This is a genomic window from uncultured Dysosmobacter sp. (assembly GCF_947631165.1).
Taxonomy (GTDB): domain Bacteria; phylum Bacillota; class Clostridia; order Oscillospirales; family Oscillospiraceae; genus Oscillibacter.
Genome location: NZ_CANRKH010000006.1, coordinates 22,690 through 48,726 on the forward strand (window position 1 = coordinate 22,690; position 26,037 = coordinate 48,726).

Below are 26,037 nucleotides of genomic sequence, written 5' to 3' on the forward strand. Positions count from 1 at the left end.
AGCCTCATAGAGTGGAAGGAGGGGGGGAGATGCCATGGACGCCATCGAGTGGACTACCGGCGTACACGCCGCCGCAGTGGCCATAGCCCAGAGTTTGACTCCGGAGGAGTTGAATCGAGTGGCTCTGCTCTTCACCCAGCTGGGAACCACGCTGTCGGTGATCTCGGCCCTTCAGAACCTGGACCAGAATACCGCCGCTGGTGATGCGGCCGCCGCTGACCTGACGGCTCTTTAGGGGGAGAGTGAAGCGTGGAGCGCGAAAATCGCGCAATCCACGGAGCGTTTGTTGCGGGATAGGGGCGGTTTTGGTATACTGCTTCCCGGGTGATGCGAAATGAACAGAGAAAAGACGGGCGGATTGATCGCCTCCGCTCGAAGGGAAAAGGGGCTGACCCAGAAGGAGCTGGCCCGGGCGCTCCACGTGTCTGACCGGGCGGTGAGCAAGTGGGAGCGTGGCGCGGGCTTTCCCGATGTGAGTTTGCTGGAGCCTCTGGCGGACGCGCTGGGCCTGACGGTTTTGGACCTGCTGCGGGGCGAGCGAAGGCCGGAGGAGGATACCGACACAGCCGTGCGGGAGGCGCTGGACGCCTTCCAGGAGAAACAGAGGCTGAATCAAAAAGAGGAACGGCAGGCGAAATGGCTGCTCTGCGGATTGCTTGCCGTAATGGTCGCCGTCCTGTTTCTCGTGGGCTTTCTGCGGATCCCGATCAAGCACACGGCGTTGGCCGGCATCTATGAAAACGGCGTGCAGACTTCCGCCACGGAGGTCCAGGTGGAGGGCAGCATCCGCCTCAGCCTGTCCGGTCCATCCTATTGGGGAAAATTTCATCTTCCGCTGGACAGGATCTCCATGGAGCCGGAACGGAGACTGCGGTTCAAGATCCCCATCACGTCCGAAGGACTGGCCCATGCCGCGTCGAGAAGATGGACGGACAATATTTTTAAAACGGACCGGCCTTTCATCGGCAATAATTTTTGCCTGACGTTTTTCATGAGGGAATTTGCGTTCAATATGACGGATGGCCGGATCGTCGCAACATCGCCGGCCATGTATGAGCGGTATGTGGAGACGTATGATGGCACGCCGCTCCCAAACGCAAAATAGCCGAAACCGCCCTGCATGGGGACCGCTCTGAGATGCTTTTTTAGGGAGATCAACGATGGATAGAGAAAAGACAGGCGAATTGATCGCTTCCGCCCGAAGGGAAAAGGGGCTGACCCAGAAGGAGCTGGCCCGGACGCTCCATGTGTCTGACCGGGCCGTCTCAAAATGGGAGCGTGGCGCGGGCTTTCCCGATGTGAGCCTGCTGGAGCCTCTGGCGGACGCGCTGGGCCTGACGGTTTTGAACCTGCTGCGGGGAGAGGAGCAGGAGACGGCGGAGCCGGAGCTGACCGTGCGAAGGGCGGTCGCCCTGCTGGCCCGGCAGGCCAGGGAAAAGACCCGCCGGCGGTGGGGGCAGATCCTTGGGACCCTGACAGCCCTGGCGCTGGCCGGATTTGTGCTGTTCGGCATCCTGGACCGAGCCGGAGTATTTCTGCGTCCGGTCTCCCTGACGATGACAGCCACGGTCTATACCCCAGAGGGCGAACCGGCGGGGGAGACCGAGATCACCATCGACGGTACCCGGCAGATCCTGGGAGACAAGTCCTTCGTGGGCCGGTTCGCCATCGGCTGTGTGGAAGCCACCTGCCGGGAAAGGGTGGAGGCCCGCATCCGCTGGGATGCCATGGAGGTTGGGGGCTATCAGGATATTCTGTATTACCGGCCGGGGGAATTCTGTGCCTTAGGCGTGGAGCGGATGCTCTACATCACGGAGAGCATGCAGTCCTTTGGTCTGCGGCTGGAGGACGGTACCGTCATCGCCACTGATGCAGCCTATGTGCCGCTGCTGCTGTCTGGCTATTACTATTCCATCCGCCCGGTGTTCTCCAACCAATTTTGAAAGAAAGAGGCCGCGCATCCTTGGGATGCGCGGCCTCTTTGGTTTTCATATGGGTCATGCCAGTTTATCGGCCAGCCTTTCGGCGATGGCATCCAAAAATTCCTCACTGTCCACGCCGGTGGCCCGGAAGCCCGGTTCCACCAGGCCGACGAGGTCCTTGGTCATTACGCCGCTCTCCAGGGTTTCCAGCGACGCTGCCTCCAGGGCCTGGCCGAATTTCACCAGGTCCGGAAGGCCGTCCAGCTCCCCCCGGCGCTTGAGGGCGCCGGACCAGGCGAAGATGGTGGCGATGGGATTGGTGGAGGTCTTTTCGCCCTTTTGCCAGCGGTAATAGTGGCGGGTTACGGTGCCGTGGCTGGCCTCGAACTCCATGGTGCCGTCGGGGGACACCAGCACGCTGGTCATCATGGCAAGACTGCCGAAGGCCGTGGCCACCATGTCGCTCATCACGTCGCCGTCATAGTTTTTCAGCGCCCAGATGAAGCCGCCTTTGGAGCGGATGACGCGGGCCACCGCGTCATCGATGAGGGTGTAGAAATAGGTGATGCCCAGCTTTTCAAATTCCGGTTTGTAGGTTGTCTCGTATTCCGCCTCAAAGATCCGCTTGAACTCCCCGTCATAGACCTTGGAGATGGTATCCTTGGTGGAGAACCACAGGTCCTGCTTCGTATCGATGGCGTACTGGAAGCAGCTCTTGGCAAAGGCCCGAATGCTGGACTCCTTGTTGTGCTGGCCCTGCCACACGGCGGGGCCGTCCACGGTCTGGACCGTCAGCGTTTTTTCGGCGCCGCTCTCGCCCTGGAAGGTGAGAGTGGCCGTTCCCGGCTCCTCCGTGGTCATGTCCACGGCCTTGTACATGTCGCCGTAGGCGTGGCGGGCGATGGTGATGGGGGCCTCCCAGTTTTTCACTACCGGCTTGATACAGCTGAGGACGATGGGCGCCCGGAAAGCGGTGCCGTCCAGAATGGCCCGGATGGTGCCGTTGGGGGACTTCCACATCTCTGTCAGCTCCGGATACTCCTCCATTCGCTGCCGGTTTGGTGTGATGGTGGCGCACTTTACAGCAACGCCCAGCCGCTTCGTGGCGTTGGCCGCGTCGATGGTCACCTGGTCTTTTGTTTCATTGCGGTGGAGCAGCCCTAGGTCGTAGTACTCCGTTTTCAGGTCCACGAAGGGGAGGATCAGCTTTTCCTTGATCCAGCCCCACAGGACCCGGGTCATCTCGTCGCCGTCCATCTCGACAAGCGGCGTGGTCATGCGAATTTTTTCCATCATAAAACCTCGTTTTCAGATTGGAGACATCATATTAAGAACGCTTTGCATAATAGTTCATCAGGCAGCCGTCCAGGATGATCTCCTTTTCGTCCGCTGTCAGACCCTTGACATGGAGCAGGATGTCCTCCATGGTGCCGTCCGTCCGAATGACCTTGGCCGGGATGTCCTCTGTGCCGGTCTCAATGGCGGTGCGGATGTTGGGGACAAACACGCAGTCACCGGGAACATATGTAAAGGAAACTTCCTTGTCAATAGTGAAGGGCAGGATGCCCCAGTTGATGCAGTTGGAGCGGTAGCGCTTCGTAGCGTATTCGTAGCAGATATTGGCGAAGCCGCCCAGCACCTTCTGGCAGGAGGCGGCCTGCTCCCGGGCGGAGCCGTCACCGGGCTTGTTGGCAAACACGCAGGAGCCGAACTGGGTGCTGCCCAGCAGCGCGTCCGCGTCACCGACCTTGGAAAGCACAGCCTTCAGCTTTTCCGGAGCCTGGCCCGCCAGCCGCTCTGCCTCCATGGCGGCCACGGCCTTGGCCCTGCCCACATAGGCCGGTTCCCGGCGGGAGAGGGTGAACTCCGCCAGCCGCAGGGGATTGGAGCGGTAGCTGGAGGTCTCGCCGGAGGGAATCAGCTCGTCGGTGGTGGTGACGGGATCGTGGAGCACCGCCGCCAGCTCCACCAGCAGGTTTTCCGCCAGGGGCCGCATCTTCGGCCAGTCAGTGATGTTGGGCCCCATGATCAGCTCTTCCTCCGGGTGGGGGCTGCCGAAGCCGTTGTAGACCCGCCGGTCATATACGCTCCTGTCGTAGTGATAGGGACACCGGGCGGCCTCATAGCCCAGCTCATCGGCAGGGGTGATCCTGCCCCCGTTGGCGGCGGTAGCGGCAATGGACCGGGCGTCCATCAGGCACACGGCGGCAAACTGGCCCTCGCCGGGCTTGGAGCCCTCCCGGTTGGGGAAGTTGCGGGTGGTGTGCCGCAGGGAGAGGCCATTGTGGGCGGGCACGTCCCCCGCACCGAAGCAGGGGCCGCAGAAGCTGGGCTTGATGATGGCGCCGCTTCGCAGAAGATCCTCCGTGGCTCCGATCTTCGTCAGCTCCAGGCTGACGGGCACGCTGGTGGGGTACACATCCAAAGTAAAGTAACCATTGCCGCAGCTCTGGCAGCGGAGAATGTCCGCCGCCTCGACGATGTTGTCAAAAAGCCCCCCGGCGCATCCGGCGATGACGCCCTGGTCCGCCCAGACGCCGCCGTCGCGGATCTTCTGTGTCAGATGGACGTCCGCCTTGGGATAGCGGTTCCGGGCGTCGGCTTCCACCTTCGCCAGCAGCTCCGGGGCATTGTCCAAAAACTCCCGGATGGTCCAGGCGTTGGAGGGGTGGAAGGGCAGGGCGATCATCGGCTCTACCTGAGAGAGGTCGATCTCGATGTACTTATCATACCAGGCGCCGTCGCCGGGATGCAGTTCCTTATAGTCATCCGGGCGCCGATGGGCGTCGTAAAAGCCCTTCGTCTCACCATCGGTCTCCCAAATGGAGGAGAGGCAGGTGGTCTCAGTGGTCATCACGTCAATGCCGTTCCGGAAGTCGATGGGCAGGTTCGCGATGCCGGGACCGGCGAACTCCAGCACGCAGTTGTTGACGAAACCGCCGGCGAAGGTGGCCTTCACCAGAGCGATGGCCACGTCGTGAGGACCCACGCCCTGGCGGGGAGTCCCGGTGAGATACACCAGCACCACCTTGGGATAGTTCACATCCCAGGTGTTTTTCAAAAGCTGCTTGGCCAGCTCCGGACCGCCCTCTCCAACGGCCATGGTGCCAAGAGCCCCGTACCGAGTATGGGAGTCAGAGCCTAAGATCATCTTTCCGCAGCCCGCCATCTGCTCTCTTGCATAGGAGTGGATGACGCTCTGGTTGGCGGGGACGTAAATGCCGCCGTACTTCCTGGCGGCGGAGAGGCCGAATACATGGTCGTCTTCGTTGATAGTGCCGCCCACGGCGCAGAGGCTGTTGTGGCAGTTTGTCAGGGCATAGGGGATGGGGAACTCCTTCATGCCGGAGGCCCGGGCCTGCTGGATGATGCCCACATAGGTGATGTCGTGGGACACCATGGCGTCAAAGCGGATCTTCAGCCGCGCCGGGTCTCCGCTGGTGTTATGGGCCTGAAGAATGGACCAGGCCATGGTCTGGCGGCGGCCTTCCTCTGGGGGGATGGGGGCTTCGGCGCAGGGGACACCGTTGGTCAGAAAGACACTGTGGTCATGCAGAGCGATCATGAAAGTTCCTCCTGTGTGGCGCGGGGACGCCCGCGATTCTTGCAGTTTAATATAGCATACCACGAAAGAATTGAAAAGCAATTTTGCAAGAAAAGAAATATGAACTTGCAGATTTGGCGGACTGAACAAGAAAACACCAAAAAATCAGCAAGTTTTTGCACATGCGCTGTCATGTAAACGGAGCGTTGCTTGCGAAAGAGGAAAAGTTGGGATACACTGTGGGAGAGGTGAGCGATATGGACAACAGACAGACCGGCGCGCTGCTCCGCGCCCTGCGCCAGGAGCGGCGGCTGACCCAGGCCCAAGCGGCGGAGGCGCTGGGGGTCAGCCCTCAGGCGGTGAGCAAGTGGGAGCGGGGACTGGGCGGCCCGGAGGTCAGCCTGCTGCCCGTGCTGGCCCGATTTTTCGGGGTCAGTTTGACGCGGCTGCTGGCCGGAGATCTGATGCCGGACCCTCTGGAGGCTGGAAATATGAAACGACTGAAATTTTATGTGTGTCCGGACTGCGGCAATCTTTTGACCGCGTCCGGCGGCGGAGAGCTGCACTGCTGCGGCCGAAAGCTGGAGCCGCTGGCGGCAAAGCCAGCGGACAAGGACCACGCAGTGCGGGTGACGGAGGTGGAAGAGGACTGGTATATTACCTTTGACCACCCCATGGAAAAAGACCACTTTATCCGCTTCGCAGCCTGTATGACCTTAGACCGTGTTCTTTTGGCGCGGCTGTATCCGGAGCAGGGCGGGGAGCTTCGGATCCCCCAGCTGCGGGGCGGCGGAAAGCTGTATCTATGCTGCAGCCGGGACGGGCTGTTCGAGGTGAAGCTGTGAATGACAAAACGCCTTCGCTGGCATAGCCAGCGAAGGCGTTTTGTCCGGATCACCGCAGCAGGGGCAGGCTGCCGGTCAGCTTGTTGACCTGCTTTTTGCCGCCGCAGATGGCCAGACCCAGATAGCGGAGGTCCGACTCCGGCACGGCCCGCAGGCCGCCGGTGAATTCGTCATAGGTCTTGCAGACCTGGGCGAAATCGGAGAAGTCCGCCACGGTCAAGCCGGCGTAGACCGGGTCATAGAGCCTTTCCCGCAGCGCCTTGATCTGCGCCGCACTGCCCCGCAGGATGGGAACGGGGAAGGCGATGATGCCCAGGTGGCTGTGGCCGCTGCCATCCCGCACGTCGGCTCCCACGGCCTCCGGCAGGTGCTTTCCCAGGGTGATGCCCAGGATGGCGGCGGTGTTGGCGACGAGGCCCAGGGGCAGGGCCTCGTCCAGGATCATGACGCATTTTTCACTCTGAACGTCCATGCTGTTCTCCTTTTCCGCCGCGTTTGCAGATGTCCCGGTACACGCCGGGGGACACGCCGATGGCGGCGGTGAAATGGTTGGTAAAATGGCTTTGGTCGGAAAAGCCTGTTTCCAGGGCGGCTTCCAGAGGAGATGTGCCCTGCTCCAGCAGGCGCTTGGCGGCGTTGACGCGGACGGCCTCCAGATAGCGGTAGGGCGTGATGCCCTGGTCCCGGGTCATGGCCCGCAGCAGGGTCGATCTGCTGAGACTGGCGTGACGGCAGACCTGGTCCAGGGTGACCCGTTCCGCGAAATGCCGGTCCATGTATGCGCAGGCCCGCTGGATCTCCCGGCGGCACTCCGGAGACGGCGGGGGTGAGAGCCGGCCATGCTTTTCCAGCAGCTGGCCCGCCAGCAGCAACAGGGACTCTTCCTTTTCAAATCTGCCGCCGCCGGAGAGCAGGAGTTGGTGAAAGGCCCGGAATTGGCAGGCCAGCTCCGGATCGTTCGCCACGGGCTCGGGAAAGACTGGCAGGATGTGGGTCCCGGCCAGCTCCTTCACCAGATCGGTCATGGTCTCGATGGGGATGGTGACACTGCGGTAGTCCAGGGGCTCGTCACCGCATTGGGCGCAGGCGTGGCTGTCGCCGGGATTCAGTAGGAACAGCTGGCCGGGATGCAGCACTGTCTTTTGTCCCTTGCAGGTGAGGTCCCGTATGCCCCGTTCCACCAGGCCCAGCACATAGTGGGCGTGGAAATGGAGGGAGAATGGCTGGGACAGGCCCTGAAAGCGGTAGGCTTCGATGCGCAGGTCATGGTCCGCCACCACGGCCTTTTCGGCTTTTTCCATGGGATTTTCCTCCTTGCTGTGGGTATATGATGCCACGGAAGCGGGGCGAAAGTCTTGTACAATAACTTCAAAATATCCTTTGTCCACTGAGGGTAGGATGAGCGCGGCATAGAGAGAAAGGACAGACGCGGCGCGTCCGTCCCTTCGGGATATCATGCTTTTTCACGGCGGGCCATGACGAAGATCAGGGCTGCCACGACGGCGCAGACGCCGATCCGCCAGGCTATGCTGCGCAGTCCCAGCACCAGGATGGCCAGGATCAGGATGGGCAGCACGAACTGGAAATAGGGCTTGAAGGCCCGGGGCATTTTCAGGCCGCTGCCGGTGTTGGCCTCTTCCAGATACCGGTCAAAGCCCCAGCCCCATTTGGTCACGCAGAACAGCAGGTAGATGAGGGAGCCCAGAGGCAGCAGCAGATTGCTGACCAGGAAATCCTCGATGTCCAGCACCTGGCCCACGCCGCCGTGGGGCAGCGGCAGCTCAAAGTACCACAGGTTGTAGCCCAGCACGCAGGGGATGCTGGCAATAAGGATCAGCACCAGATTGACGGCCGCCGCCTTTTTCCGGGACCAGCCAAAGTTGTCGATACAGCTGGCCAGCAGGTTCTCGAACACAGCGATGACGGTGGAGAAACTGGCGAAGGTCATGAACAGGAAGAACAGCGTGCCCCACAGCCGTCCCCCGGCCATGTTGACGAATACCTTGGGCAGGGTTATGAAGATCAGCGAGGGGCCGGAGTCCGGCTGCACGCCGAAGCTGAAACAGGCGGGGAAGATGATGAGGCCGCTCATGAGGGCCACGAAGGTGTCCAGCGAGCAGATGCGGATGGCCTCGCCGGTGAGGGTGTTGTCCCGGGACATGTAGCTGCCGAAGATCTCCATGGCGGCGATGCCCAGGCTCAGGGTAAAGAAGGCCTGGTTCATGGCGGCGGTGATGACCTTTCCCAGCCCCATTCCGGCGGCCCGGTCAAAGTCCGGCAGCAGATAGAAGCGGACGCCCTCTGCTGCGCCGGGCAGCAGCAGGCTGTGGACCGCCAGCACCACGATCAATCCAAGCAGGCCCAGCATCATCACCTTGGTGATGCGCTCCAAACCGTTTTGCAGGCCGAAACTGCACACCAGGATGCCCGCCACCACCGTGACCACCATCCACAGGGCCATTTCGCCCGGGTCCCCCAGGGTCGAGAGAAAGAACATGTTGTCGATGGCTTCGCCCTCCAGACCGTTGAAGGACCCTGCGGCAAATTTGAAGAAGTAGCCCAGCATCCAGCCGGAGACGGTGGTGTAGAACATCATCAGCAGGTAGCAGCCGATGACGCAGAACCAGCCGTGGAGGTGCCAGCGGCTGCCCTTTGGCTCCAGGGCCTCGTAGCCCAGCACGGCGCTTTTCCGGCTGGCCCGTCCCACCGCCAGCTCCATGGTCAGCACCGGCACGCCCATGGCGATGAGGAACAGCAGGTAGAACAGCACGAACACGCCGCCGCCGCTCTGCCCGGCGACATAGGGGAACTTCCATACATTGCCGATGCCGATGGCGCACCCGGCGCTCACCAGCAGAAAGCCCAGCCGGGACTTAAAATTTTCACGCTTCATGAAATGTCCTCTCTTTTTTCAAACCGTTCGGGGGATAAAAAGGAGGAACGAACCGTTCCCCCTTCTCAGCTGCCGGACCTTTTCATGGTAACGGAGGCCGGCGGGGAAGTCAACACATTTTCCCCAAAAAGATTGCGTTTTACAGCAGAATATGCGATACTAGTATAAGAAAAAATGATGGAGGTGATTTTCATGGATATTCTGATCGTGGTGGATATGCAGAACGACTTTGTCAGCGGCGCGCTGGGTACGGCGGAGGCCCGGAAGATCGTGCCCTATGTGGTGGGCCGGGTAGTGGATGGACTCAACAGCGGTGAGAAGGTCCTTTTCACCCGGGACACCCACGGGGCGGATTACCTGGATACCCAGGAGGGCCGGAAGCTGCCGGTGGCCCACTGCGTCCAGGGGACCGAGGGCTGGGAGATCATTGAGCAGCTCCGGGAGTACGGGGCGCATCCCATCGACAAGCCCACCTTCGGCAGCCGGTATCTGGGGGCGCTGCTGAAGGCCCAGGACGAGGACCTGAAAAAACAGGGGAAACCTGGCGTGGAAAAGGTGACGCTGGTGGGCCTGTGCACGGATATCTGCGTGATCTCCAATGCCTTGCTCATCAAGGCATTCCTGCCGGAGGCAGAGATCGCGGTGGACGCCGCCTGCTGCGCGGGCGTGAGCCCCGAGAGTCACCGAACCGCGCTGGAAGCCATGAAAATGTGCCAGATCACTGTGGAAAACGAGTGAAACGCTGAAGTTTTGTAACCCATTGTCATGGAATTGTCACTGGTTTGTAACGATTTTTCAGCCGCCGCCTGTTACTATTTAGATAGCAAGGGTATCAAACAGGATCGAAGGAGGCTGAACGATGAAAAAACACAAAATCACGGCACTTTTGGCGGTGGTCTGCCTGCTGGGGCTGCTGGGCGGCTGCGGGCAGACGGGACCGGCGTCTGCGGAACCGGAGGGTCCAGCCACTGTGGAAGGCCCCAACGCCTTGACGGCGGAGGAGATCGAGCGGGTCAATGAGGCATTTGCAGATTTTGTCACCACGGTGGATGGGGTGGAAGTGACCAATTCCCTGCTCTGCCTGCTGTCCTGTTACTATGCAGCCCCAGAGGATATCGACCTGTCTGCCTTTCTGGCCTACTGCTTCGTGACGGAGGAGGTCAGTATGGGACAGGAGCTGGAGCCAGTGGGCCAGACGGAGTTTGAAGCCCTGAAACAGCAGGCGGACTGGCCTTTTCAGAGCGCGTGGGCGGTAGATGAAATGATCGTTCCCATCCACCGCTACCCTCGGGTGGAGGTGGATGCTTTTTTGGAGCGGCATACCGGCGTTGCCACAGCAGATCTGGCCGGACAGTGGGCGGAGAAGCTGTTTTATGTGCCGGAATATGATGCCTATTACAATTACACCAGTGATTTCGGCCCTGGGCGGTTTGAATGTCAGGAGGGCGTCCGGGAGGGGAGCGTTGTCCGGCTGACTGGAAAAGGCAGGCCAGTGCATTATGTTCCGCCTATGGGGACCGCCGGTGTCAGGGTAGAAGCCCAGTTGACAGTGGAGGAGCAGCCCGATGGAACCTGGCGGTTCGTGTCCTACTTGCCTCTGGATGAAACAGGCGCGGTGACCGTGCCGGAGCGTGCGGACCCCAATGCCCTGACAGCGGAGGAGATCCAGCAGGTGAACGAGGCGTTCGCGGCCACTTATACGGTGGATCGTGTGACTTACGCGACCCAGATCAGCTGTTTCTTCACCTCCTATTACGAGAGGCCGGAGGACATCGATTTCCGGGAGTTCATGTATCTCTTTTCGCCAGGGGAGGTCCTGCCCGACGATTCGGAGGAGCTGCAGGCCCTGTCCCGGCTGGAGGACTGGCCCCATACGGGCTATTTTGAGCCTGATGCGCTTCCGTGTCCGACTCACAAATTCAGGCGGGCGGATGTGGATGCGGCGCTGCAAAAATACATGGGCATCACCACGGCGGACCTGACCCATGTGAACGACAACGGCCCGACGCTGCTTTATCTTGAGGAGTACGACGCCTATTACAACTTCACCAGCGACTTTGGGCCGGGGACCTTCCGCTGCGTTTCCGGCCGCAGGGACGGAGACCGGGTGATCCTCACCGGAGACTGGTCAGAGCTGACTTTGGAGCAGCAGCCGGACGGGAGCTGGTATTTTGTCTCCCACCTGCCCCTGGAAAAGGAACAATAAACGGAAGCGGGCCATGGAACTTCCACGGCCCGCTTTACACGAAAGCAAAAACCACCCGTCAGGGTGGTTTTTTATAGTTCAACAGATCGATAAAAGTCGGAGGGCAGGTCACGTTCCGTGACATTCAGAATTGTGCAGAGACAGGCCAGCTCGTAATCTGTGACGAGCCGCTGGTTGTGCTCGATCTTGCTGATCATCTGCTGGTCGATATTCACGTTCATCGTTTGCAGCTTGGCGGCCAGCTGCTCCTGACTGAGCCCACGCAGCTCCCGATAGTGCCGCAGCTGCCGGTGGATGATATTCTTGTTGTCATTGTAGGACAGCTTTTTCATGGGCGACCTTTACGTTAAGACGTATTTGACTTTACTGTGGACACTCAACATCAAGCGTTTCATAAAAGTCGGCGAGCAGATCCCGTTCCGTGACGCTCAGCACCCTGCAAAAACAGACCAGCTCAAAATCCTTCACGAAACGCTCGTTGCGCTCAATCTTACTAATGAGCCGCTGGTTGATGTCCACGCCCAAGAGCTGCATTTGCGCGGCCAGGGCTTCCTGGGACATGCCGCGCTCCCTGCGCAGACGCCGCAGGTTCTGGGAAATCAGATTGGATTGGTCATAAAAATAGGACTTGTTCATGTTTTACTCCAACACGAAGTATTTTCTTGACTTTATCATGAATTGTGTCCTACAATTAGTTCGTCTTAAACTAAAATGGAGGAGCAGATATGGAAACGAACTTGACAATATTGGCCAAGCTGTTGATCGACAACGGCGCCCAGGTGACCATCAGCGGTGGGGGAGAGATGCTGGAGCGGATGATGCGGGAGCGGTGCTGTCAGGCGCTGGGGGAAATTCGGGAGGTCCTGGACGACTGCACCCTGGATGACCCGTCCTGCTTCCAGCGGATCGAACGGATCGTGGAGGTCTATGAAAGGCTGGGGTCGAACGGCGGTTCCCGTCATGATTTCTAAAGAAAGCGGGCCGTGGAACTTCCACGGCCCGGTCTTTTTCTCAGTTGTCACACATAGCTCTGGCTGGTCACGTCGAACACGCCTCTTGTAGTGATGCGAAGAGAGGGGATCACCGGCAGGGCCATGAAGCTCAGGGTCATAAAGGGGTCGATGCCCTGGCCCACACCTAGGCTGTGGGCCACCTCCTTGGCAGTTTCCAGCTTTTCATTGACGGTCACCAGCGGCTCGTCGCTCATGATGCCGGCGATGGCCAGGGGGACCTCCGCCGCAGCCTTGCCGCCGTCCCACACAACGATGCCGCCGTTCAGCGCCACCACCCGGTTCACAGCGGCGGCCATGTCGGCCTCGTTGGTGCCCACTACGATGATGTTGTGGGAGTCGTGGGAGATGGAGGTGGCCACCGCGCCGGACTTCAATCCGTAGCCCTGGATAAAGCCCACGCCGATGTGATGGGTGTTCTTGTGGCGCTCCACTACGGCGATCTTCAGAATGTCATACTCCACGTCGATGCGGTCGGAGTACCCGGCATCCACCGTGGTGATCTCACCGTCCACCATGCCGATGATGCCCCGGGGGCGGTGATCGGTGAAATCCTCGGCGGTGAGGGTCCCCACATGGAAGGTGTCATGGGCGCGGTCAGTGAGGTACTGCTCGATCTGGGGGACAGGGAATTCCTTCACCACGCCGTTTTCCACCAGAAGCTGGCCCTTTTTATAGACCTTCTCGATGTGGAAGTCCTGGAAATTGTCGATGACCACAAAGTCTCCCAGATAGCCCGGCGCGATAGCGCCCCGGTTGTTCAGCAGGAAGTACCGGGCGGCGTTGTGGCAGGCTACCTTCACGGCGGTGATGGGGTCTACGCCCAGACTGATGGCCTTCTTTACGATATAGTCGATGTGGCCTTTTTCCAGCAGGTCATTGGGGTGCTTGTCGTCGGTGCAGAACATGCAGCGCTCAGCATACTTGTCGCACAGCAGGGGGGTCAGGGCCTCCAGGTTCCGGGCGGCGGTACCCTCCCGGATCATGATGAACTGGCCGCGCTCCAGCTTGGCGATGGCGTCGTTCAAGTCATGGCACTCGTGGTCGGAGTAGACACCGGCGGCGATATAGGCGTTCAGGTCGTTGTCCACCAGATCCGGGGCGTGTCCGTCGATCTTCTTGTGGTGGGCCTGGGCCGCCACGATCTTTTCCACCGGCTGGTCGTCTCCGGCGATGATGCCCACGAAGTTCATCATCTCAGCAAGGCCCTGGACCCGGGGATGGTCATAGAAGCTGTCGATGGCCCGGTAATCCAGCACGGCGCCGGACTCGTCCAGGGGCGTAGCCGGGACGCAGGAGGGCAGCATGAACCGCACGTCCACCGGCAGGTCCTCGGTGGCCTGAAGCATGTACTCAATGCCGTCGGTTCCCATGACGTTGGCAATCTCGTGGGGGTCGGTGATGACGGTGGTGGTGCCGTGGGGCAGGACGGCTTTCACAAACTCCGTGGGGGAGACCAGGGAGCTCTCCAGATGGATGTGAGCGTCCAGGAAGCCGGGGAGGACGATCTTTCCGGCGCAGTCGTGCTCCACCTTGCCGGAATACCGGCCCATGCCCACGATGAGCCCCTCTGCCACGGCGATGTCGGCGTGACAGATCTCGTTGGAGAACACATTCACATAGGCGGCATTTTTCAGGACCAGGTCCGCCGGCTCCCGGCCGGCGGCGGCGTTGATGATGCGCCGCTTTTTCAGCAGCTTTCGGTTGATCTTGCCCGCGTAGCTCTCAGACATGGGATCATTCCTCCTTCATTATTTTGACTTATGACAAGCATAAATAAAATTGATAACTTCGTTAGAGCAAGTATACGCTAAAAGCGGGCGTTTGTCTATGGGGAAGGAAAGAAAATTTTGGGAAGCGCCGTTTTCCGCGCAAAGGGCTGCATATGAGTTGACAAAGCCGGGAAAAACGTGTATAGTATGTCTACAAGTTCATGAGTCCGGTAGGTAAGGCTACCACAGGGATATGGATCACTGCCGCAAAATGATGGAGACATCATGCGCTGGTTTGAGCAGGCGATATCGAAACGAAGGTATCATCTAATGTGATTTCACCGCCTTGTGATGCTAAAGCTTGAACGGTGCAGCGCCAGGGCGTTTGGATGTCCGTACTGTCGTTTGAGCGGCGGTACGGGCTTTTTGTTTGGATCATTGAAGGAGGTGAGGGGAATGGATACTGACAGCAGCGCGGCGGGCCGAAGACGGTGGGGAACGGTATCCGTTCCCAATGCCGGCAGATAGATGCGGCCCATTGCGCCTTGCTCCCATAACAAATTTTAGAAATGGAGGAAGGACCAATGACCAACAACATGTTGCTGAATCAGATCTTGAGCACCCTGAAGGAGGAGAAAAAATATCACGCCCTGCGGGATGTGCTGGCGGCGGTAAAACCGGCGGACCTGGCGGAGCTGCTGGAACAGGTGCCGGAGAATCAGATACCCATCCTGTTTCGCCTGCTGGGGCGGGAACAGGCGGCTGAGGTATTTGTGGAGCTGGACAGCCATGGACAGGAGAGGCTGATCCGGGGTCTCAGCGACAAGGAACTGAAAGCTGTGGTGGATGAGCTGGCCGCCGACGATGCGGCGGATCTGGTGGAAGAGATGCCCGCCCCGGTGGTGACGAGGATCCTGCGCCAGGCGGACCCGGAGATCCGCCGGACCATCAACGAGCTGCTGCGCTACCCTGAGGACAGCGCTGGCAGCATCATGACCGTGGAATACATGGCCCTGGGTCCGGAGATGACGGCGGCGGAGGCCATCGACGCCATCCGGGCCACCGGGGTGGGAAAGGAGACAGTGGACCCCTGCTACGTGGTGGATGGGAAGGGGAGGCTGCTGGGCAGCGTGGCGGTCCGGGAGCTGATCGTGTCTCCGGCGGACCGGCCGGTGGCCGCCATGATGGAAGCGGACGGAGTGACCGTTCTGCCCCAGACGGACCAGGAGGCCGTGGCCCAGATGTTCGGCAAATACGACCTGCTGAGCCTGCCGGTGACGGACGGAGACCGGCGGCTCATGGGTATCATCACTGTGGACGATGTGTTGGATGTGCTCCAGGCGGAGGCTACCGAGGACATGGAGAAGATGGCGGCTATTACGCCGTCGGAGCAGCCCTATCTGCACACATCCGTATGGACCCTGTGGAAAAACCGCATCCCATGGCTGCTGCTGTTGATGGTATCGGCCACCTTTACGGGGATGATCATAACCCGGTTCGAGTCGGCCTTGGCGGCCTGTGTCGTGCTGACCGCCTATATCCCCATGCTGATGGATACCGGCGGCAACTGCGGCAGCCAAGCCTCCGTCACGGTGATCCGGGCGCTGTCCCTGGGACAGGTGCAGTTCCGGGACACTCTGCGGGTCGCGTGGAAGGAGATGCGGGTCGCCCTGCTGTGCGGCTTGACGCTGGCGGTGGTGAATATGGGAAAACTCCTGCTTCTGGAGCGTGTGGAGATTCCGGTGGCGCTGGCGGTGAGCTTGACGCTGGTGGTGACAGTGTTTGCGGCAAAGCTGGTGGGATGTACGCTGCCCATCGCAGCCAAGCGGTTAGGATTTGACCCGGCGGTGATGGCCAGCCCCTTTATCACCACCATCGTGGACGCCCTGTCTCTGCTGATCTATTTCCGTTTTGCCGCGCTGTTGCTCCAGCTGTGATCCGTCAGAACAGGCGCTGTGAAAGGTGCACTTCAAAAAGACTTTGTGAAAATGCATACGGGGCAGCTGTCCGCAATGGACAGCTGCCCCGTATGCTGTAAAAGCCCTCCTCAGTTTCTAACAGCGGAAGGGAGCGGGAATATGCGGCTTCCGTGCTTGAAAAACAGCATCCGCCATGATATAATAAACCGCTATGGCAGCGTTTTCCCATTCGGGCTGACTGCCATGATGTGAGAGCCGATCCGCGGGCGGGGGGAAACCCGTTCTGAAGATCGGGCAGCACAGTACATCAAAGAAAAGAGGAGCGCTGTATGTACCTGAAAGCATTGGAGATCCAGGGATTCAAGTCCTTTCCGGATAAGACGGTCCTGAACTTCGGCGAAGACATCACCGCCATTGTAGGTCCCAACGGCTCCGGAAAGTCCAATATCTCCGATGCCATTCGATGGGTCATGGGTGAGCAGAGCGCCAAGGGCCTCCGAGGCGCCAAGATGGAGGACGTCATCTTCGGCGGCACTGAGAAACGGAACCAGGTGGGCTTTGCCCAGGTGACATTGGTGATCGACAACACGGAGCACATCTTCCCCAGCATGGAGGAGAGCGAGGTGGCCGTGACCCGCCGCTATTACCGCAGCGGCGAATCTGAGTACTACATCAACCGTCAGTCCGTCCGCCTGCGGGACGTGACGGAGCTGTTCATGGACACTGGTATGGGCAGGGAGGGCTACTCCATCATCGGCCAGGGCAAGATCGACGAGATCCTGTCCGCCAAGAGCGGCGAGCGGCGGGAGATCTTCGAGGAGGCGGCCGGCATCTCCAAGTTCCGCCACCGGAAGGAGGAGTCCGAGCGGAAGCTGGAGCGTACGGAGGAGAACCTGGTCCGCATCAACGATAAGATCGGAGAGCTGGAGCTGCAGGTGGAGCCGCTGCGGGAGCAGTCCGAAAAGGCGAAAAAATATCTGGTCCTGCGGGATGAGCTGCGTCTGCTGGAAATTTCCGTGTGGCTGGAAAACCTGGACAATCTGAAGGTGGGAGCCAGAAAGCTGGAAGCCGACTTCCACGCCGCCGAGAGCCAGCGGGATGAAGCCCGCGCCGCCCTGGACGCGCTGTATGCTGAGGGCGAACAGTACGGCGAAAAAATGCGGGAGAAGGACATGGAGGCCGAGCGCATCCGGGCCGAGGCCGCGGAGCTGGACGGCCAGGTGAAGGATCAGGAGTCCGCCATCGCCGTGCTGGAGAGCGGTATCGCCCACAATGAGGAGAATATTGCCCGTGCACAGGCGGAGCTGGAGGAGACCGACAGCCGTGCCGGCGGATTGGAAAAACAGGCGGCGGAGCAGGAGCGCCGCGCCGCGGAGATCGACGAGGAGCTTGCCGGGGTGGACGCCGCTCTGAACGGCCTGCTGGAACAGGCCCGCGCCGCCGCCGAGCAGGCGGGCGGCGCCCAGAGTGAGGCGGAGGCCCTGCGGGGCCAGGAGGCCATTGCCGTGGCAGCCGCCGCCGACGCCCGGGCGGAGGCTGCCGCCATCGCGGCGGAGGACGGCCAGATCCAGAAGCGCAAGACCGCCGTGGAGGCCGACCGGGCCGCCGCAGAGGAACAGTTGGCTTCTGCGGAGCGGGAGGCCAAGGCCAACCGCCGCGCGCTGGAGGATGCCCGGGACGAGGCCACCGCCGCAGCCAATATCATCGCGGGCCACAGCCTGCGGATGGAGGAGCGGAAGAAGAAGGCCGCCGCCGCGTCGGAGCAGCGGGTGAAGCTGACCATGGACGTGGGAGCGCTGGACGACCGTATCCGCCTGCTGACGGAGATGAAGAAGGACTACGAGGGCTTCTCCAAGGCCGTGAAGGTGGTGATGCAGGCGAAAAACAGCCTGCGGGGCATCCACGGGCCTGTGGCGGACCTGATGAAAACGGAGCAGAAGTATTCCCTGGCCATCGAGATCGCTTTGGGCGCGGGCCTTCAGAACGTCGTGGTGGACCGGGAAGAGGACGCCAAAAGCGCCATCAATTTCTTGAAGCAGCGGGACGGCGGCCGCGCTACCTTTCTGCCGCTCACCGCCATCCGGGGCGACGAGCTGCGGGAAAAAGGCATAGAGAACGAGTTCGGCTTTGTGGGCGTAGCCTCCCGGCTGGTGCGGTTCGACCAGCGGTATCAAAGCATTTTCAACAGCCTGCTGGGCCGCACCGTGGTGGTGGAGGATCTGGACTGCGGCATCGCCATGGCCCGGAAGTATCATAATGCCTTCCGCATCGTGACCCTGGACGGTCAGGTCATCAACCGGGGCGGCTCTATGACCGGCGGCTCCACCAGCCGGGGGACCGGTGTGCTGAGCCGTGCCGCCGAGCTGGAAAAGCTCAACAGCCAGGCCGCCGCCATGCATGAAAAGCTGGCCGCCGCCCAGAACGCGGAAGAGGCTGCGAACCGGGAGCTGAACGCCGCCCAGTATGAATTGGAGACCGCAGAGAGCCAGCGCCGTCAGGCCGAGGACGAGGTTTTGCGGCTGGAGGGCGCCAAGAGCCACTTCGATATCCTGCTGCGCTCCCTGCGGGAAAACCTGGAAAACCTGGCGGGAGAGCATGAGAGCCTGTCCGGCCGCCTGGATGACAACGCCCAGCGGTCCGCCGCCGCACGGAAGCGGATGGAGGAGCAGGAGAAGCTGGCGGAGGAATACCGGACCAGGGCCGAGGCGGCTCTCTCCGGGCAGTCGGAGCTGCTGGCTCAGTCCGGCGCTTTGACAGAGGAAATCACCGACAAAAAGAGCCGGCTGGCCTCGCTCAGCGCTCAGCGGGAGGCCGCTGCCCGCCGGTCCGCCGACCTGCGGCAGCTGGCGGCGGACCTGACCGGCGACCGCGCTCAAAAGGAGGAGACCATCCGGACATATCAACGGAACATCGACACGGCCCGGGAGGACATCCATCAGCGCCGGGCGGCCTTGGAGACCCTGTCCGCCCAGGGCGAGACCTTCCAGGCCCGCCTGAAGGCCCTCAGCGAGGAGAAGATCGCGCTGGAGGCGGAGCGCACCGCCAAAAACCGGGCGGGGCAGGAGATGAACGAGAACCTGCTGAACCTGGAGCGGGCGGCCAGCAGGCTGGAGCAGAAGATCGCCACCAGCGCCATGGAGGAAAAGCAGATCCTGGACCGGCTGTGGGAGCATTATGAGCTCAGCCACTCCGACGCGCAGGCCCAGCGCATTGAGCTGGAGAGCGTACCCAAGGCCAGCCGCCGCATCGGCGAACTGAAACGGGACATCTCTGCGCTGGGGACCCCCAACATCGGCGCCATTGAGGAATACGAGCGGGTCAATGGCCGTTACACCTATCTCACCAGCCAGCGGGACGACGTGGAAAAGGCCAAGGAGGAGCTGAACGGCATCATTGAGGAGATCACCAACCAGATGACCGTGATTTTTGCGGAGCAGTTCAAGCTGCTCTCCGAGAGCTTCCAGACCACCTTTGTGGAGCTGTTCGGCGGCGGAACGGCGAAGCTGGAATTGGAGGATGAGAGCGACATTCTGGGCTGCGGCATTGAGATCAAGGCCCAGCCGCCGGGGAAGACGCTGAAAACCATCTCCCTGCTGTCCGGCGGCGAGAAGGCCTTTGTGGCTATCGCCCTGTACTTTGCCATTTTGAAGGTCCACCCCACGCCCTTCTGTGTGATGGACGAGATCGAGGCCGCTCTGGACGACGCCAACGTGACCCGTTACGCCCGCTACATGCGAACCCTGGCGGGAAAGACCCAGTTCATCGTCATCACCCACCGCCGCGGCACCATGGAGGAGGCCGACGTTCTCTACGGCGTCACCATGCAGGAGCAGGGTGTGAGTAAGATCTTGACCATCAATCTAAACGACATGGCGAAGGAATTGAAGATCAAGTGAGCATGGTTACGCCCCGGCAGGGCTCCCGCTGAAACACAGCGTCAGCGGTTTTGGAAGGAAAAGGAGGAACACATGAATATTCAGAATTGTCCGTTATGTGGAAAACTATTCGACCGGCGCGGAGTCACCAGGGTCTGCCCGAGCTGTACTGAAGCGCTCAGAGAAGATCTGAAGACGGTGCAGGCGTACATGGATGCCAATCCTTCCGCGAAGATCAGGGAGGCCGCCCAGGGTACCGGCGTGGATATTGACCGACTGCGGATCCTGGCGCGTCAAGGGTGGATTACCTTTCCACAGGACTGAACCATATGGGAGGAGCGAACTGCGTTGGGCTTTTTTGACAAACTGAAAAAAATCACCACCAATCTGTTCTCCGGCTTTACAGAGGCTGACGAGGCGTTTTTCGAGGAACTGGAGGAGACCCTGATCCTGGCAGACCTGGGTATGGACACCGCCCTGGACGCCGTGGAGAAGCTGCGGACGCGGGTCCGCCGGGAGAAGCTCCACGACCAGGAGGAGGTCCGGGCCGCCCTGCGGGACATTTTGACGGAGGAGATGACCGTGGGCGATACTGCCCTGGACATTTCTGCTCAGCCAGCCGTAGTGCTGTTTATCGGCGTCAACGGCGTGGGCAAGACCACGTCCATCGGCAAGCTGGGCCACCAGCTGAAGGAGCAGGGCAAGCGGGTCCTGCTGTGCGCGGCGGACACCTTCCGGGCTGCCGCTGCCGACCAGCTGGAGATCTGGGCGGAGCGGGCCGGCTGCGAGATCGTCCGCCAGCACGAGGGGGCGGATCCTGGCGCGGTACTGTTCGACGCACTGCAGGCTGCCAAGGCCCGAAATGTGGACGTGGTGCTGTGCGATACCGCCGGACGGCTCCACAACAAGGCCAACCTGATGGCGGAGCTGGCCAAGCTCAGCAAGATCATTGACCGGGAATGCCCCGGCTGCGCCCGGGAGACGCTGCTGGTGCTGGACGCCACCACCGGGCAGAACGGCCTGATCCAGGCACGGACCTTCAAGGAGACGGCGGGCCTCACCGGCATTGTGCTGACCAAGCTGGACGGCACCGCCAAGGGCGGCATCGTGGTGGCCATTGCCCGGGAGCTGGGCGTGCCTGTGAAATTCGCCGGCGTGGGTGAGGGCATCGACGACCTGCGGCCCTTTGACGCGAGGGCCTATGCCGAGGCCATTATATGATGAATATCACAAGGACCTGCCCCTGCTGCGGCGGGACAGCTGTACTCTGGCCTGCGGGCTGATCTTACTGCCACAAAAAGAGGATGGATGACAATGATTCGAAAAGACGGACGGGCGTTTGACCAGCTGCGCCCCATCAAGATCACCACGGATTTCGTGAAATTCGCGGAGGGCAGCTGCCTTATCGAGTGCGGCGACACCAAGGTCCTCTGCTGCGCCAGTGTGGAGGACCGCACTCCGCCCCACGTGCCGGAGGGCCGGGGCTGGGTCACCGCTGAGTACTCCATGCTGCCCCGGGCCAACCGGGAGCGGAGCAGGCGGGACGTGGCCAAGCTGAAGCTCAGCCCCCGCAGCGCGGAGATCCAGAGGCTGGTGGGCCGGAGCCTGCGGGCCGCCGTGGATATGGAAAAGCTGGGGGAGCATACCATCACCATCGACTGCGACGTGCTCCAGGGTGACGGCGGGACCCGGACGGCCTCCGTCACCGGCGGCTTCATCGCCCTGGCCCTGGCCTGCCGGAAGCTGGTGGAGGACGGCGTTCTTGCCGCCAGCCCCATTCGCCACTATGTCACCGGCATTTCCGCCGGCATTGTGGACGATACGGCCCTGCTGGACCTGCAGTACAGCGAGGACAGCCGCGCTCAGGTGGACCTGAACTGCGTGATGAACGAGCAGGGGGAGATCATTGAGGTCCAGGGCACCGGCGAGGGCCGGGCTTTCACCCTGGCGGAGCAGCAGGAGCTGGTGCGCCTGTGCGCCAAGGGGAACCGGGAGCTTCTGGCCATTCAGAAAAAAGCGCTGGGAGGAAAGGCTTGATGGCTGAAAAATTTGTACTTGCGACCCACAATCCGGGGAAGCTGAGGGAGATGCGCGAGATCCTGGGCAAACTGGGGATCGAAGTGGTCGGCCCCAAAGACCTGGGGATCGACGCGGAGGTGGAGGAGACCGGCACCACCTTTGCCGAAAATGCCATGCTGAAGGCCAAGGCCGTCTGCAGGGCGGCGAAGCTGCCTGCCATCGCTGACGATTCCGGCCTCTGTGTGGACGCACTGAACGGCGGTCCCGGGGTCTACTCCGCCCGCTACGGCGGCGAGGGCCTGGACGACAAAGGCCGTTATATGCTGCTGCTGAACAGCCTGCGGGGCCAGTCCAGCCGGAAGGCCCACTTTGCCTGCGCCATCGCCTGTGTGTTCCCAAATGGAAAGACGCTGACCGCCGAGGGCCGCTGTGACGGCACCATCGCCTTTGCTCCCATGGGGGAGGGCGGCTTCGGCTACGACCCGGTGTTCTTCGTGCCGGAGAAGGCCAAGACCTTCGCGCAGCTGACGGACGGGGAGAAGAACGAGATCTCTCACCGGGGGAAAGCACTGACGGAATTTTCAGAAAAACTTGCAACTTATTTGAAGAAATAAACGTCTTATACTTTAAAAGAGAGAAATCATGAAAAACTCGAGGAAATGCCCCAAGTGCGGCAGTACGGACATCGTGTGCTGCAAGGCCGTGGTCAAAGGGGCGTATGACCGCATCCAGAGAGGCATTGTCGCACAAGCTGACACAGACCGCTGGGTCTGCTGTGCCTGCGGCTACTGTGAACTGTGGGTTGACCAGGAGGCGCTGAAGGACCTGAGGGAATATTGGGGAGTCCCTGAAGATAACGGAACAGAAAGGTGAGGCGGAGAGATTATCCGCCGGAAGAGATATGGAACTGACAAGCAAACAGCGGGCCCAGCTGCGGGGATTGGCCAACACCATCGACACCATCATCCACATCGGCAAGGACGGCATTGGCGACAATCTCATCAAGCAGGCTGATGACGCATTGGAGGCCCGGGAACTCATCAAGGGCCGGGTCCTGGACAATAATATCGAGTATGACGCCCGCCTTGCGGCGGCGGAGCTGGCCAAGGCAACCCGCAGCGAGGTGGTCCAGGTGATAGGGACCAAGTTTGTGCTGTACCGGGAGAGCCACAGCAAGCCCAGGGAGAAGCGCATCCAGCTGGCGAAGAGAAAAACAATGAAGAATGAGAAATTTTAGTGTCCGGCGAAGCCGGACAAATCAAACGATTCTGCCTGCGGCGGAATACAGCAATTCTGAACTCCTAATTTCTAATTCCTGATTCGAGAAGAGGAACTGCGATGAAAATTGGCGTTTACGGCGGGACGTTCAATCCGCCGCATCTGGGGCATATTACCGCCGCCCGGGCGGTGATGGAGCTGCTGAAGCTGGACCGGCTGCTGTTGGTGCCGGCGGGACTGCCGCCCCACAAGGCGCTGCCTGCCGGCAGTCCTACACCGGAGCAGCGGCTGGAGATGACCCGGCTGGCGGGAGAGCAGCTGGCCCTGGGCGACCAGGTCAGGACGCTGGATATAGAGGTATACCGCCAGGGAAAGAGCTTTACCTCCGACACACTGGCACAGATGAAGGCCCAGTATCCGGAGGACGAGCTGTGGCTGCTGATGGGTACGGACATGTTCCTGACCCTTCAGGCCTGGCACGAACCGGAAAAGATCCTCTCCCTGGCCGGCATTGCCGCTTTCGGCCGCACGGAGGCGGACACCGAGGAGCTGTTCGCCGTTCAGCGGGACTATCTTTACAGGACCTATCCTCAGGCGCGGCTCTTCACATTGACCATCCCCGGCGTGGTGGATGTTTCCTCCACGGAGCTGCGGGAGAAACTGGCGGCGGGGAAGGGGGCCAATCTGCTGGCCCCGGCGGTGTACGGCTACATCCTGCGCCACGGGCTGTACGGGACCCATGCGGATCTGAAGCGCCTGTCCCTCAGCCAGCTCCGGCCAGTGGCTCTCAGCTATCTGAAGCACCAGCGCATCCCCCATGTGCTGGGAGCGGAGCAGGAGGCCATCCGCCTGGCGGAGCGCTACGGCGCCGACGTGGAGAAGGCCCGCAGGGCGGCGCTGCTCCACGACTGCACCAAGAAGCTGGACATGGACCAGCAGCTTGCGTTATGTAAACAATACGGCATCCAGCTGGATGAGCTGGAGCGGCAGGCTTTGAAGCTGCTCCATGCCAAGACCGGCGCCGCTATTGCCAGGGACGTGTTCGGGATGGACGCGGAGATCTGCGAAGCCATCCGATGGCACACTACGGGCCGCGCCGATATGACCAAGCTGGAAAAAATTATTTATCTGGCGGACTATATCGAGCCGTCCCGGGATTTTCCGGGGGTGGACAAGCTCCGCGAAGTGTGTTATGAAGATCTGGACAAGGGCCTGCTGATGGGCCTGGAGATGACCATCGAGGAAATGACGGGTATGGGAAACCCGGTACACCGCGCCACCGTGGAAGCGCGGGACTGGCTGAAAGGATAGAGATACAGTGAACCAGAGAGAAGAAAAGGGCGGGAGCCGCCTCCAAAAACCGAAAAAAGAAAAAAAACCGAAAAAGCCCAGCCGTCTGACCCGCCAGCAGAAGGTATTGATGGTGATAGCGGTGATCCTGGCGGTGGTGCTGGTGGCAGTGGTGGCCTGCCAGAGCCTGTTCGTCCGGCCGGACCTGGAGCACAAAAAGAAACCCAATACCGTGACGAAGGACGACGGCACCGTGGAGGAGATCGACTACGGCGAGGGCGTCCGCCCCAGGGCCGACGGCGAGCGGAAGAGCAAGGACTACTACACGGTGCTGATCCTTGGCCGGGACACGGGGGGCGGCGGCAACACGGACACCATGCTGCTGGCCAGTTACGATGTGACCAATCAAAAGGCCACCGTTATGTCCATCCCCCGGGACACCATGGTGAATGTGCCATGGGACATCAAGCGCATCAACTCCGTTTATAATTATTACGGCGGCGGAGAGAAGGGCATCCAGCATCTCTACAAGGAGATTTCCCAGCTGGTGGGCTTTGAGCCGGACTTCCAGGTCATCGTGGAGTGGGAGGCCGTGGGCAAGATCGTGGAGGCCATGGGCGGCGTGTGGTTCGACGTGCCCCGGGACATGAATTACGAGGACCCCTATCAGGACCTGAAGATCCACCAGACCAAGGGCTATCGCCTGCTCTCTGGTGAGGACGCCATGCAGGTGCTTCGCTACCGCCATGACAATGTGAAGAACGGCATAATGCTGGGCTATCCCGACGGCGACCTGGGCCGCATCAAGACCCAGCAGGCGCTGCTGAAAGCTATGGTGGAGCAGCTTTTGAAGCTGGAGAACATCACCAAGGTCAACCAGTTCGTCAAGGTGTTTCAGGAGTGCGTGGAGACGGATATGAGCTTCCAGAACATCCTGTGGTTTGCCCAGTCGGCGTACCTGGGCGGATTGAAAATGGAAAATGTGAACTTTGTCACCATGCCCAATAAGGGGGCCTATTGCTGGAGCCGCAGCGTAGGCAACAACCAGTCCTATGTGGTCCCCATCGCCAAGGAACTGCTGGAGCTGGTGAACAACGAGCTCAGCCCCTTTGTGGAGACCTTTACCATGAGCGACCTGGACATCATGTCCGTCAATTCCGACGGCAGCGTCAGTTCCTCCACCGGCTATGTAGAGGACAAGAAGGCCGCGTCGCCGCCGGTGAAGCCCACCAAGCCCGTGGAGACGGAGGACCCCGATGTGGATGAAAACGGCGATCCCATCGACCCTAACGGCGGCGGGACCATCGTGGTGGACCCCACTGCCGATCCCAATACCGGCACAGTCACCGATCCTGGCACGATTACCGATCCTGGCGCCGTGACAGACCCGACCACCAGCACGGACCCCAATGTCCCCGGCGGCGGGCTGGACGTCAATGATCCCGGCATCGTAGACCCCGGGGCCGTCGATCCCACCGCTGGCTATCCTGGCACGACTCCGCCGGATGGCGGCGGAGAGGCTCCGGCGGAGCCGGACGTCCCGGATTTTTCCGTGATCGAGCCGCCGCCGGCGGCGTAAGGAGA

26 protein-coding genes and 1 riboswitch are annotated in these 26,037 nt (G+C 60.9%); of the genes, 17 read left to right on the top strand and 9 right to left on the bottom strand.

The features are described from left to right. Nucleotides 1–34 precede the first annotated feature (34 nt). The 3 genes from Q0Z69_RS04585 (at nt 35) to Q0Z69_RS04595 (ending at nt 1,943) form a co-directional block, all read left to right on the top strand. Nucleotides 35–235 (top strand): DUF6774 domain-containing protein, encoded by a 201-nt coding sequence (locus Q0Z69_RS04585; protein ID WP_298030099.1) that lies wholly within the window; start codon nt 35–37, stop codon nt 233–235. A 99-nt stretch (nt 236–334) separates the two neighbouring features. Next, nucleotides 335–1,105: a helix-turn-helix domain-containing protein gene (locus Q0Z69_RS04590; protein ID WP_298030101.1), complete on the top strand. Its 771-nt coding sequence runs from the start codon at nt 335–337 to the stop codon at nt 1,103–1,105. Between the two features lie 55 nt (nt 1,106–1,160). After that, on the top strand, nt 1,161–1,943 hold the full coding sequence (locus Q0Z69_RS04595; RefSeq protein ID WP_298030103.1) for a helix-turn-helix domain-containing protein: 783 nt from the start codon (nt 1,161–1,163) through the stop codon (nt 1,941–1,943). 54 nt (nt 1,944–1,997) lie between these two features. Here Q0Z69_RS04595 and Q0Z69_RS04600 read toward each other — a convergent pair whose 3' ends face one another. Together Q0Z69_RS04600 and Q0Z69_RS04605 are read right to left on the bottom strand one after the other, a co-directional pair. Next, nucleotides 1,998–3,215, bottom strand: coding sequence for an NADP-dependent isocitrate dehydrogenase (locus Q0Z69_RS04600; RefSeq protein WP_298030326.1), 1,218 nt, complete (start codon nt 3,213–3,215; stop codon nt 1,998–2,000). A 34-nt stretch (nt 3,216–3,249) separates the two neighbouring features. After that, nucleotides 3,250–5,487, bottom strand: coding sequence for a hydratase (locus Q0Z69_RS04605; RefSeq protein ID WP_298030104.1), 2,238 nt, complete (start codon nt 5,485–5,487; stop codon nt 3,250–3,252). Nucleotides 5,488–5,723: 236 nt separating this feature from the next. On the opposite strand from Q0Z69_RS04605, the gene Q0Z69_RS04610 reads away from it, so the two are divergent. Continuing rightward, entirely contained in the window at nt 5,724–6,311 is a 588-nt protein-coding gene (locus Q0Z69_RS04610; RefSeq protein ID WP_298030106.1) for a helix-turn-helix domain-containing protein, read from the top strand. 49 nt (nt 6,312–6,360) lie between these two features. Here Q0Z69_RS04610 and Q0Z69_RS04615 read toward each other — a convergent pair whose 3' ends face one another. The 3 genes from Q0Z69_RS04615 to Q0Z69_RS04625 form a co-directional block, all read right to left on the bottom strand. Continuing rightward, nucleotides 6,361–6,783 carry a DUF2000 domain-containing protein gene (locus tag Q0Z69_RS04615; RefSeq protein WP_298030108.1) on the bottom strand — a complete coding sequence of 141 codons (423 nt, stop codon included), beginning with the start codon at nt 6,781–6,783 and terminating at the stop codon, nt 6,361–6,363. After that, nucleotides 6,767–7,612 carry an AraC family transcriptional regulator gene (locus Q0Z69_RS04620; RefSeq protein WP_298030109.1) on the bottom strand — a complete coding sequence of 282 codons (846 nt, stop codon included), beginning with the start codon at nt 7,610–7,612 and terminating at the stop codon, nt 6,767–6,769. Before Q0Z69_RS04620 ends, Q0Z69_RS04615 begins: the two co-directional genes overlap by 17 nt. Before the next feature lie 152 nt (nt 7,613–7,764). After that, nucleotides 7,765–9,204, bottom strand: coding sequence for a sodium-dependent transporter (locus Q0Z69_RS04625; RefSeq protein WP_298030110.1), 1,440 nt, complete (start codon nt 9,202–9,204; stop codon nt 7,765–7,767). Nucleotides 9,205–9,396: 192 nt separating this feature from the next. Here Q0Z69_RS04625 and Q0Z69_RS04630 point away from each other — a divergent pair, with 192 nt between their 5' ends. Beyond that, on the top strand, nt 9,397–9,942 hold the full coding sequence (locus Q0Z69_RS04630; protein ID WP_298030111.1) for a cysteine hydrolase family protein: 546 nt from the start codon (nt 9,397–9,399) through the stop codon (nt 9,940–9,942). 121 nt (nt 9,943–10,063) lie between these two features. After that, a complete protein-coding gene (locus Q0Z69_RS04635) occupies nt 10,064–11,410 on the top strand; it encodes a hypothetical protein (RefSeq protein ID WP_298030112.1) in 1,347 nt (448 codons plus the stop codon). Nucleotides 11,411–11,481: 71 nt separating this feature from the next. Here Q0Z69_RS04635 and Q0Z69_RS04640 read toward each other — a convergent pair whose 3' ends face one another. Then, nucleotides 11,482–11,742, bottom strand: a complete 261-nt coding sequence (locus tag Q0Z69_RS04640; RefSeq protein WP_298030113.1) for a helix-turn-helix domain-containing protein — start codon at nt 11,740–11,742, stop codon at nt 11,482–11,484. A gap of 31 nt (nt 11,743–11,773) precedes the next feature. After that, entirely contained in the window at nt 11,774–12,046 is a 273-nt protein-coding gene (locus tag Q0Z69_RS04645) for a helix-turn-helix domain-containing protein (RefSeq protein WP_298030114.1), read from the bottom strand. A gap of 89 nt (nt 12,047–12,135) precedes the next feature. On the opposite strand from Q0Z69_RS04645, the gene Q0Z69_RS04650 reads away from it, so the two are divergent. Beyond that, the gene (locus Q0Z69_RS04650; protein ID WP_298030116.1) at nt 12,136–12,381 is read left to right on the top strand and encodes a hypothetical protein; all 246 of its coding nucleotides are present in this window, start codon (nt 12,136–12,138) and stop codon (nt 12,379–12,381) included. A 47-nt stretch (nt 12,382–12,428) separates the two neighbouring features. Here the strand turns inward: Q0Z69_RS04650 and ade are convergent, their stop codons facing one another. Beyond that, a complete protein-coding gene (gene ade / locus Q0Z69_RS04655; RefSeq protein ID WP_298030117.1) occupies nt 12,429–14,153 on the bottom strand; it encodes an adenine deaminase in 1,725 nt (574 codons plus the stop codon). Nucleotides 14,154–14,351: 198 nt separating this feature from the next. Then, nucleotides 14,352–14,513: riboswitch (M-box (ykoK) riboswitch) on the top strand. Continuing rightward, nucleotides 14,471–14,671 (bottom strand): hypothetical protein, encoded by a 201-nt coding sequence (locus tag Q0Z69_RS04660; protein WP_298030119.1) that lies wholly within the window; start codon nt 14,669–14,671, stop codon nt 14,471–14,473. Its footprint overlaps the riboswitch before it by 43 nt. Before the next feature lie 45 nt (nt 14,672–14,716). Between Q0Z69_RS04660 and mgtE the strand changes: the two genes are divergently transcribed. The 10 genes from mgtE to Q0Z69_RS04710 all read left to right on the top strand — a co-directional run bounded on the left by mgtE (nt 14,717) and on the right by Q0Z69_RS04710 (nt 26,032). Further along, complete coding sequence (gene mgtE, locus Q0Z69_RS04665) at nt 14,717–16,069, top strand: magnesium transporter (protein ID WP_298030121.1); 1,353 nt, start codon at nt 14,717–14,719, stop codon at nt 16,067–16,069. Between the two features lie 311 nt (nt 16,070–16,380). Further along, nucleotides 16,381–19,947 carry a chromosome segregation protein SMC gene (gene smc, locus Q0Z69_RS04670; protein ID WP_298030124.1) on the top strand — a complete coding sequence of 1,189 codons (3,567 nt, stop codon included), beginning with the start codon at nt 16,381–16,383 and terminating at the stop codon, nt 19,945–19,947. Nucleotides 19,948–20,019: 72 nt separating this feature from the next. Next, complete coding sequence (locus Q0Z69_RS04675) at nt 20,020–20,250, top strand: hypothetical protein (protein WP_298030126.1); 231 nt, start codon at nt 20,020–20,022, stop codon at nt 20,248–20,250. Between the two features lie 24 nt (nt 20,251–20,274). Continuing rightward, complete coding sequence (gene ftsY / locus Q0Z69_RS04680; protein WP_298030127.1) at nt 20,275–21,147, top strand: signal recognition particle-docking protein FtsY; 873 nt, start codon at nt 20,275–20,277, stop codon at nt 21,145–21,147. Between the two features lie 93 nt (nt 21,148–21,240). Then, nucleotides 21,241–21,963, top strand: a complete 723-nt coding sequence (gene rph / locus Q0Z69_RS04685) for a ribonuclease PH (RefSeq protein ID WP_298030129.1) — start codon at nt 21,241–21,243, stop codon at nt 21,961–21,963. Further along, the gene (locus Q0Z69_RS04690; RefSeq protein ID WP_298030132.1) at nt 21,963–22,559 is read left to right on the top strand and encodes an XTP/dITP diphosphatase; all 597 of its coding nucleotides are present in this window, start codon (nt 21,963–21,965) and stop codon (nt 22,557–22,559) included. Before rph ends, Q0Z69_RS04690 begins: the two co-directional genes overlap by 1 nt. A 28-nt stretch (nt 22,560–22,587) precedes the next feature. Continuing rightward, nucleotides 22,588–22,818 carry a hypothetical protein gene (locus Q0Z69_RS04695; RefSeq protein WP_298030134.1) on the top strand — a complete coding sequence of 77 codons (231 nt, stop codon included), beginning with the start codon at nt 22,588–22,590 and terminating at the stop codon, nt 22,816–22,818. Between the two features lie 28 nt (nt 22,819–22,846). Then, nucleotides 22,847–23,182 carry a ribosome assembly RNA-binding protein YhbY gene (yhbY, locus tag Q0Z69_RS04700; RefSeq protein WP_298030136.1) on the top strand — a complete coding sequence of 112 codons (336 nt, stop codon included), beginning with the start codon at nt 22,847–22,849 and terminating at the stop codon, nt 23,180–23,182. Between the two features lie 101 nt (nt 23,183–23,283). Continuing rightward, complete coding sequence (gene yqeK, locus Q0Z69_RS04705; RefSeq protein ID WP_298030137.1) at nt 23,284–24,474, top strand: bis(5'-nucleosyl)-tetraphosphatase (symmetrical) YqeK; 1,191 nt, start codon at nt 23,284–23,286, stop codon at nt 24,472–24,474. Between the two features lie 7 nt (nt 24,475–24,481). Then, nucleotides 24,482–26,032 (top strand): LCP family protein, encoded by a 1,551-nt coding sequence (locus tag Q0Z69_RS04710; RefSeq protein WP_298030139.1) that lies wholly within the window; start codon nt 24,482–24,484, stop codon nt 26,030–26,032. Nucleotides 26,033–26,037: the final 5 nt, after the last annotated feature.

Coding starts and splice junctions, on each gene's coding strand:
- yhbY (WP_298030136.1), top strand. CDS start 22,847: ATGGAACTGACAAGCAAACAGCGGGCCCAGCTGCGGGGATTGGCCAAC.
- Q0Z69_RS04650 (WP_298030116.1), top strand. CDS start 12,136: ATGGAAACGAACTTGACAATATTGGCCAAGCTGTTGATCGACAACGGC.
- mgtE (WP_298030121.1), top strand. CDS start 14,717: ATGACCAACAACATGTTGCTGAATCAGATCTTGAGCACCCTGAAGGAG.
- Q0Z69_RS04590 (WP_298030101.1), top strand. CDS start 335: ATGAACAGAGAAAAGACGGGCGGATTGATCGCCTCCGCTCGAAGGGAA.
- Q0Z69_RS04595 (WP_298030103.1), top strand. CDS start 1,161: ATGGATAGAGAAAAGACAGGCGAATTGATCGCTTCCGCCCGAAGGGAA.
- Q0Z69_RS04605 (WP_298030104.1), bottom strand. CDS start 5,487: ATGATCGCTCTGCATGACCACAGTGTCTTTCTGACCAACGGTGTCCCC.
- Q0Z69_RS04625 (WP_298030110.1), bottom strand. CDS start 9,204: ATGAAGCGTGAAAATTTTAAGTCCCGGCTGGGCTTTCTGCTGGTGAGC.
- Q0Z69_RS04640 (WP_298030113.1), bottom strand. CDS start 11,742: ATGAAAAAGCTGTCCTACAATGACAACAAGAATATCATCCACCGGCAG.
- Q0Z69_RS04645 (WP_298030114.1), bottom strand. CDS start 12,046: ATGAACAAGTCCTATTTTTATGACCAATCCAATCTGATTTCCCAGAAC.
- Q0Z69_RS04660 (WP_298030119.1), bottom strand. CDS start 14,671: ATGGGCCGCATCTATCTGCCGGCATTGGGAACGGATACCGTTCCCCAC.
- Q0Z69_RS04600 (WP_298030326.1), bottom strand. CDS start 3,215: ATGGAAAAAATTCGCATGACCACGCCGCTTGTCGAGATGGACGGCGAC.
- Q0Z69_RS04695 (WP_298030134.1), top strand. CDS start 22,588: ATGAAAAACTCGAGGAAATGCCCCAAGTGCGGCAGTACGGACATCGTG.
- Q0Z69_RS04620 (WP_298030109.1), bottom strand. CDS start 7,612: ATGGAAAAAGCCGAAAAGGCCGTGGTGGCGGACCATGACCTGCGCATC.
- smc (WP_298030124.1), top strand. CDS start 16,381: ATGTACCTGAAAGCATTGGAGATCCAGGGATTCAAGTCCTTTCCGGAT.
- Q0Z69_RS04615 (WP_298030108.1), bottom strand. CDS start 6,783: ATGGACGTTCAGAGTGAAAAATGCGTCATGATCCTGGACGAGGCCCTG.
- Q0Z69_RS04585 (WP_298030099.1), top strand. CDS start 35: ATGGACGCCATCGAGTGGACTACCGGCGTACACGCCGCCGCAGTGGCC.
- Q0Z69_RS04610 (WP_298030106.1), top strand. CDS start 5,724: ATGGACAACAGACAGACCGGCGCGCTGCTCCGCGCCCTGCGCCAGGAG.
- Q0Z69_RS04675 (WP_298030126.1), top strand. CDS start 20,020: ATGAATATTCAGAATTGTCCGTTATGTGGAAAACTATTCGACCGGCGC.
- Q0Z69_RS04635 (WP_298030112.1), top strand. CDS start 10,064: ATGAAAAAACACAAAATCACGGCACTTTTGGCGGTGGTCTGCCTGCTG.
- Q0Z69_RS04630 (WP_298030111.1), top strand. CDS start 9,397: ATGGATATTCTGATCGTGGTGGATATGCAGAACGACTTTGTCAGCGGC.
- ade (WP_298030117.1), bottom strand. CDS start 14,153: ATGTCTGAGAGCTACGCGGGCAAGATCAACCGAAAGCTGCTGAAAAAG.
- yqeK (WP_298030137.1), top strand. CDS start 23,284: ATGAAAATTGGCGTTTACGGCGGGACGTTCAATCCGCCGCATCTGGGG.
- Q0Z69_RS04690 (WP_298030132.1), top strand. CDS start 21,963: ATGGCTGAAAAATTTGTACTTGCGACCCACAATCCGGGGAAGCTGAGG.
- rph (WP_298030129.1), top strand. CDS start 21,241: ATGATTCGAAAAGACGGACGGGCGTTTGACCAGCTGCGCCCCATCAAG.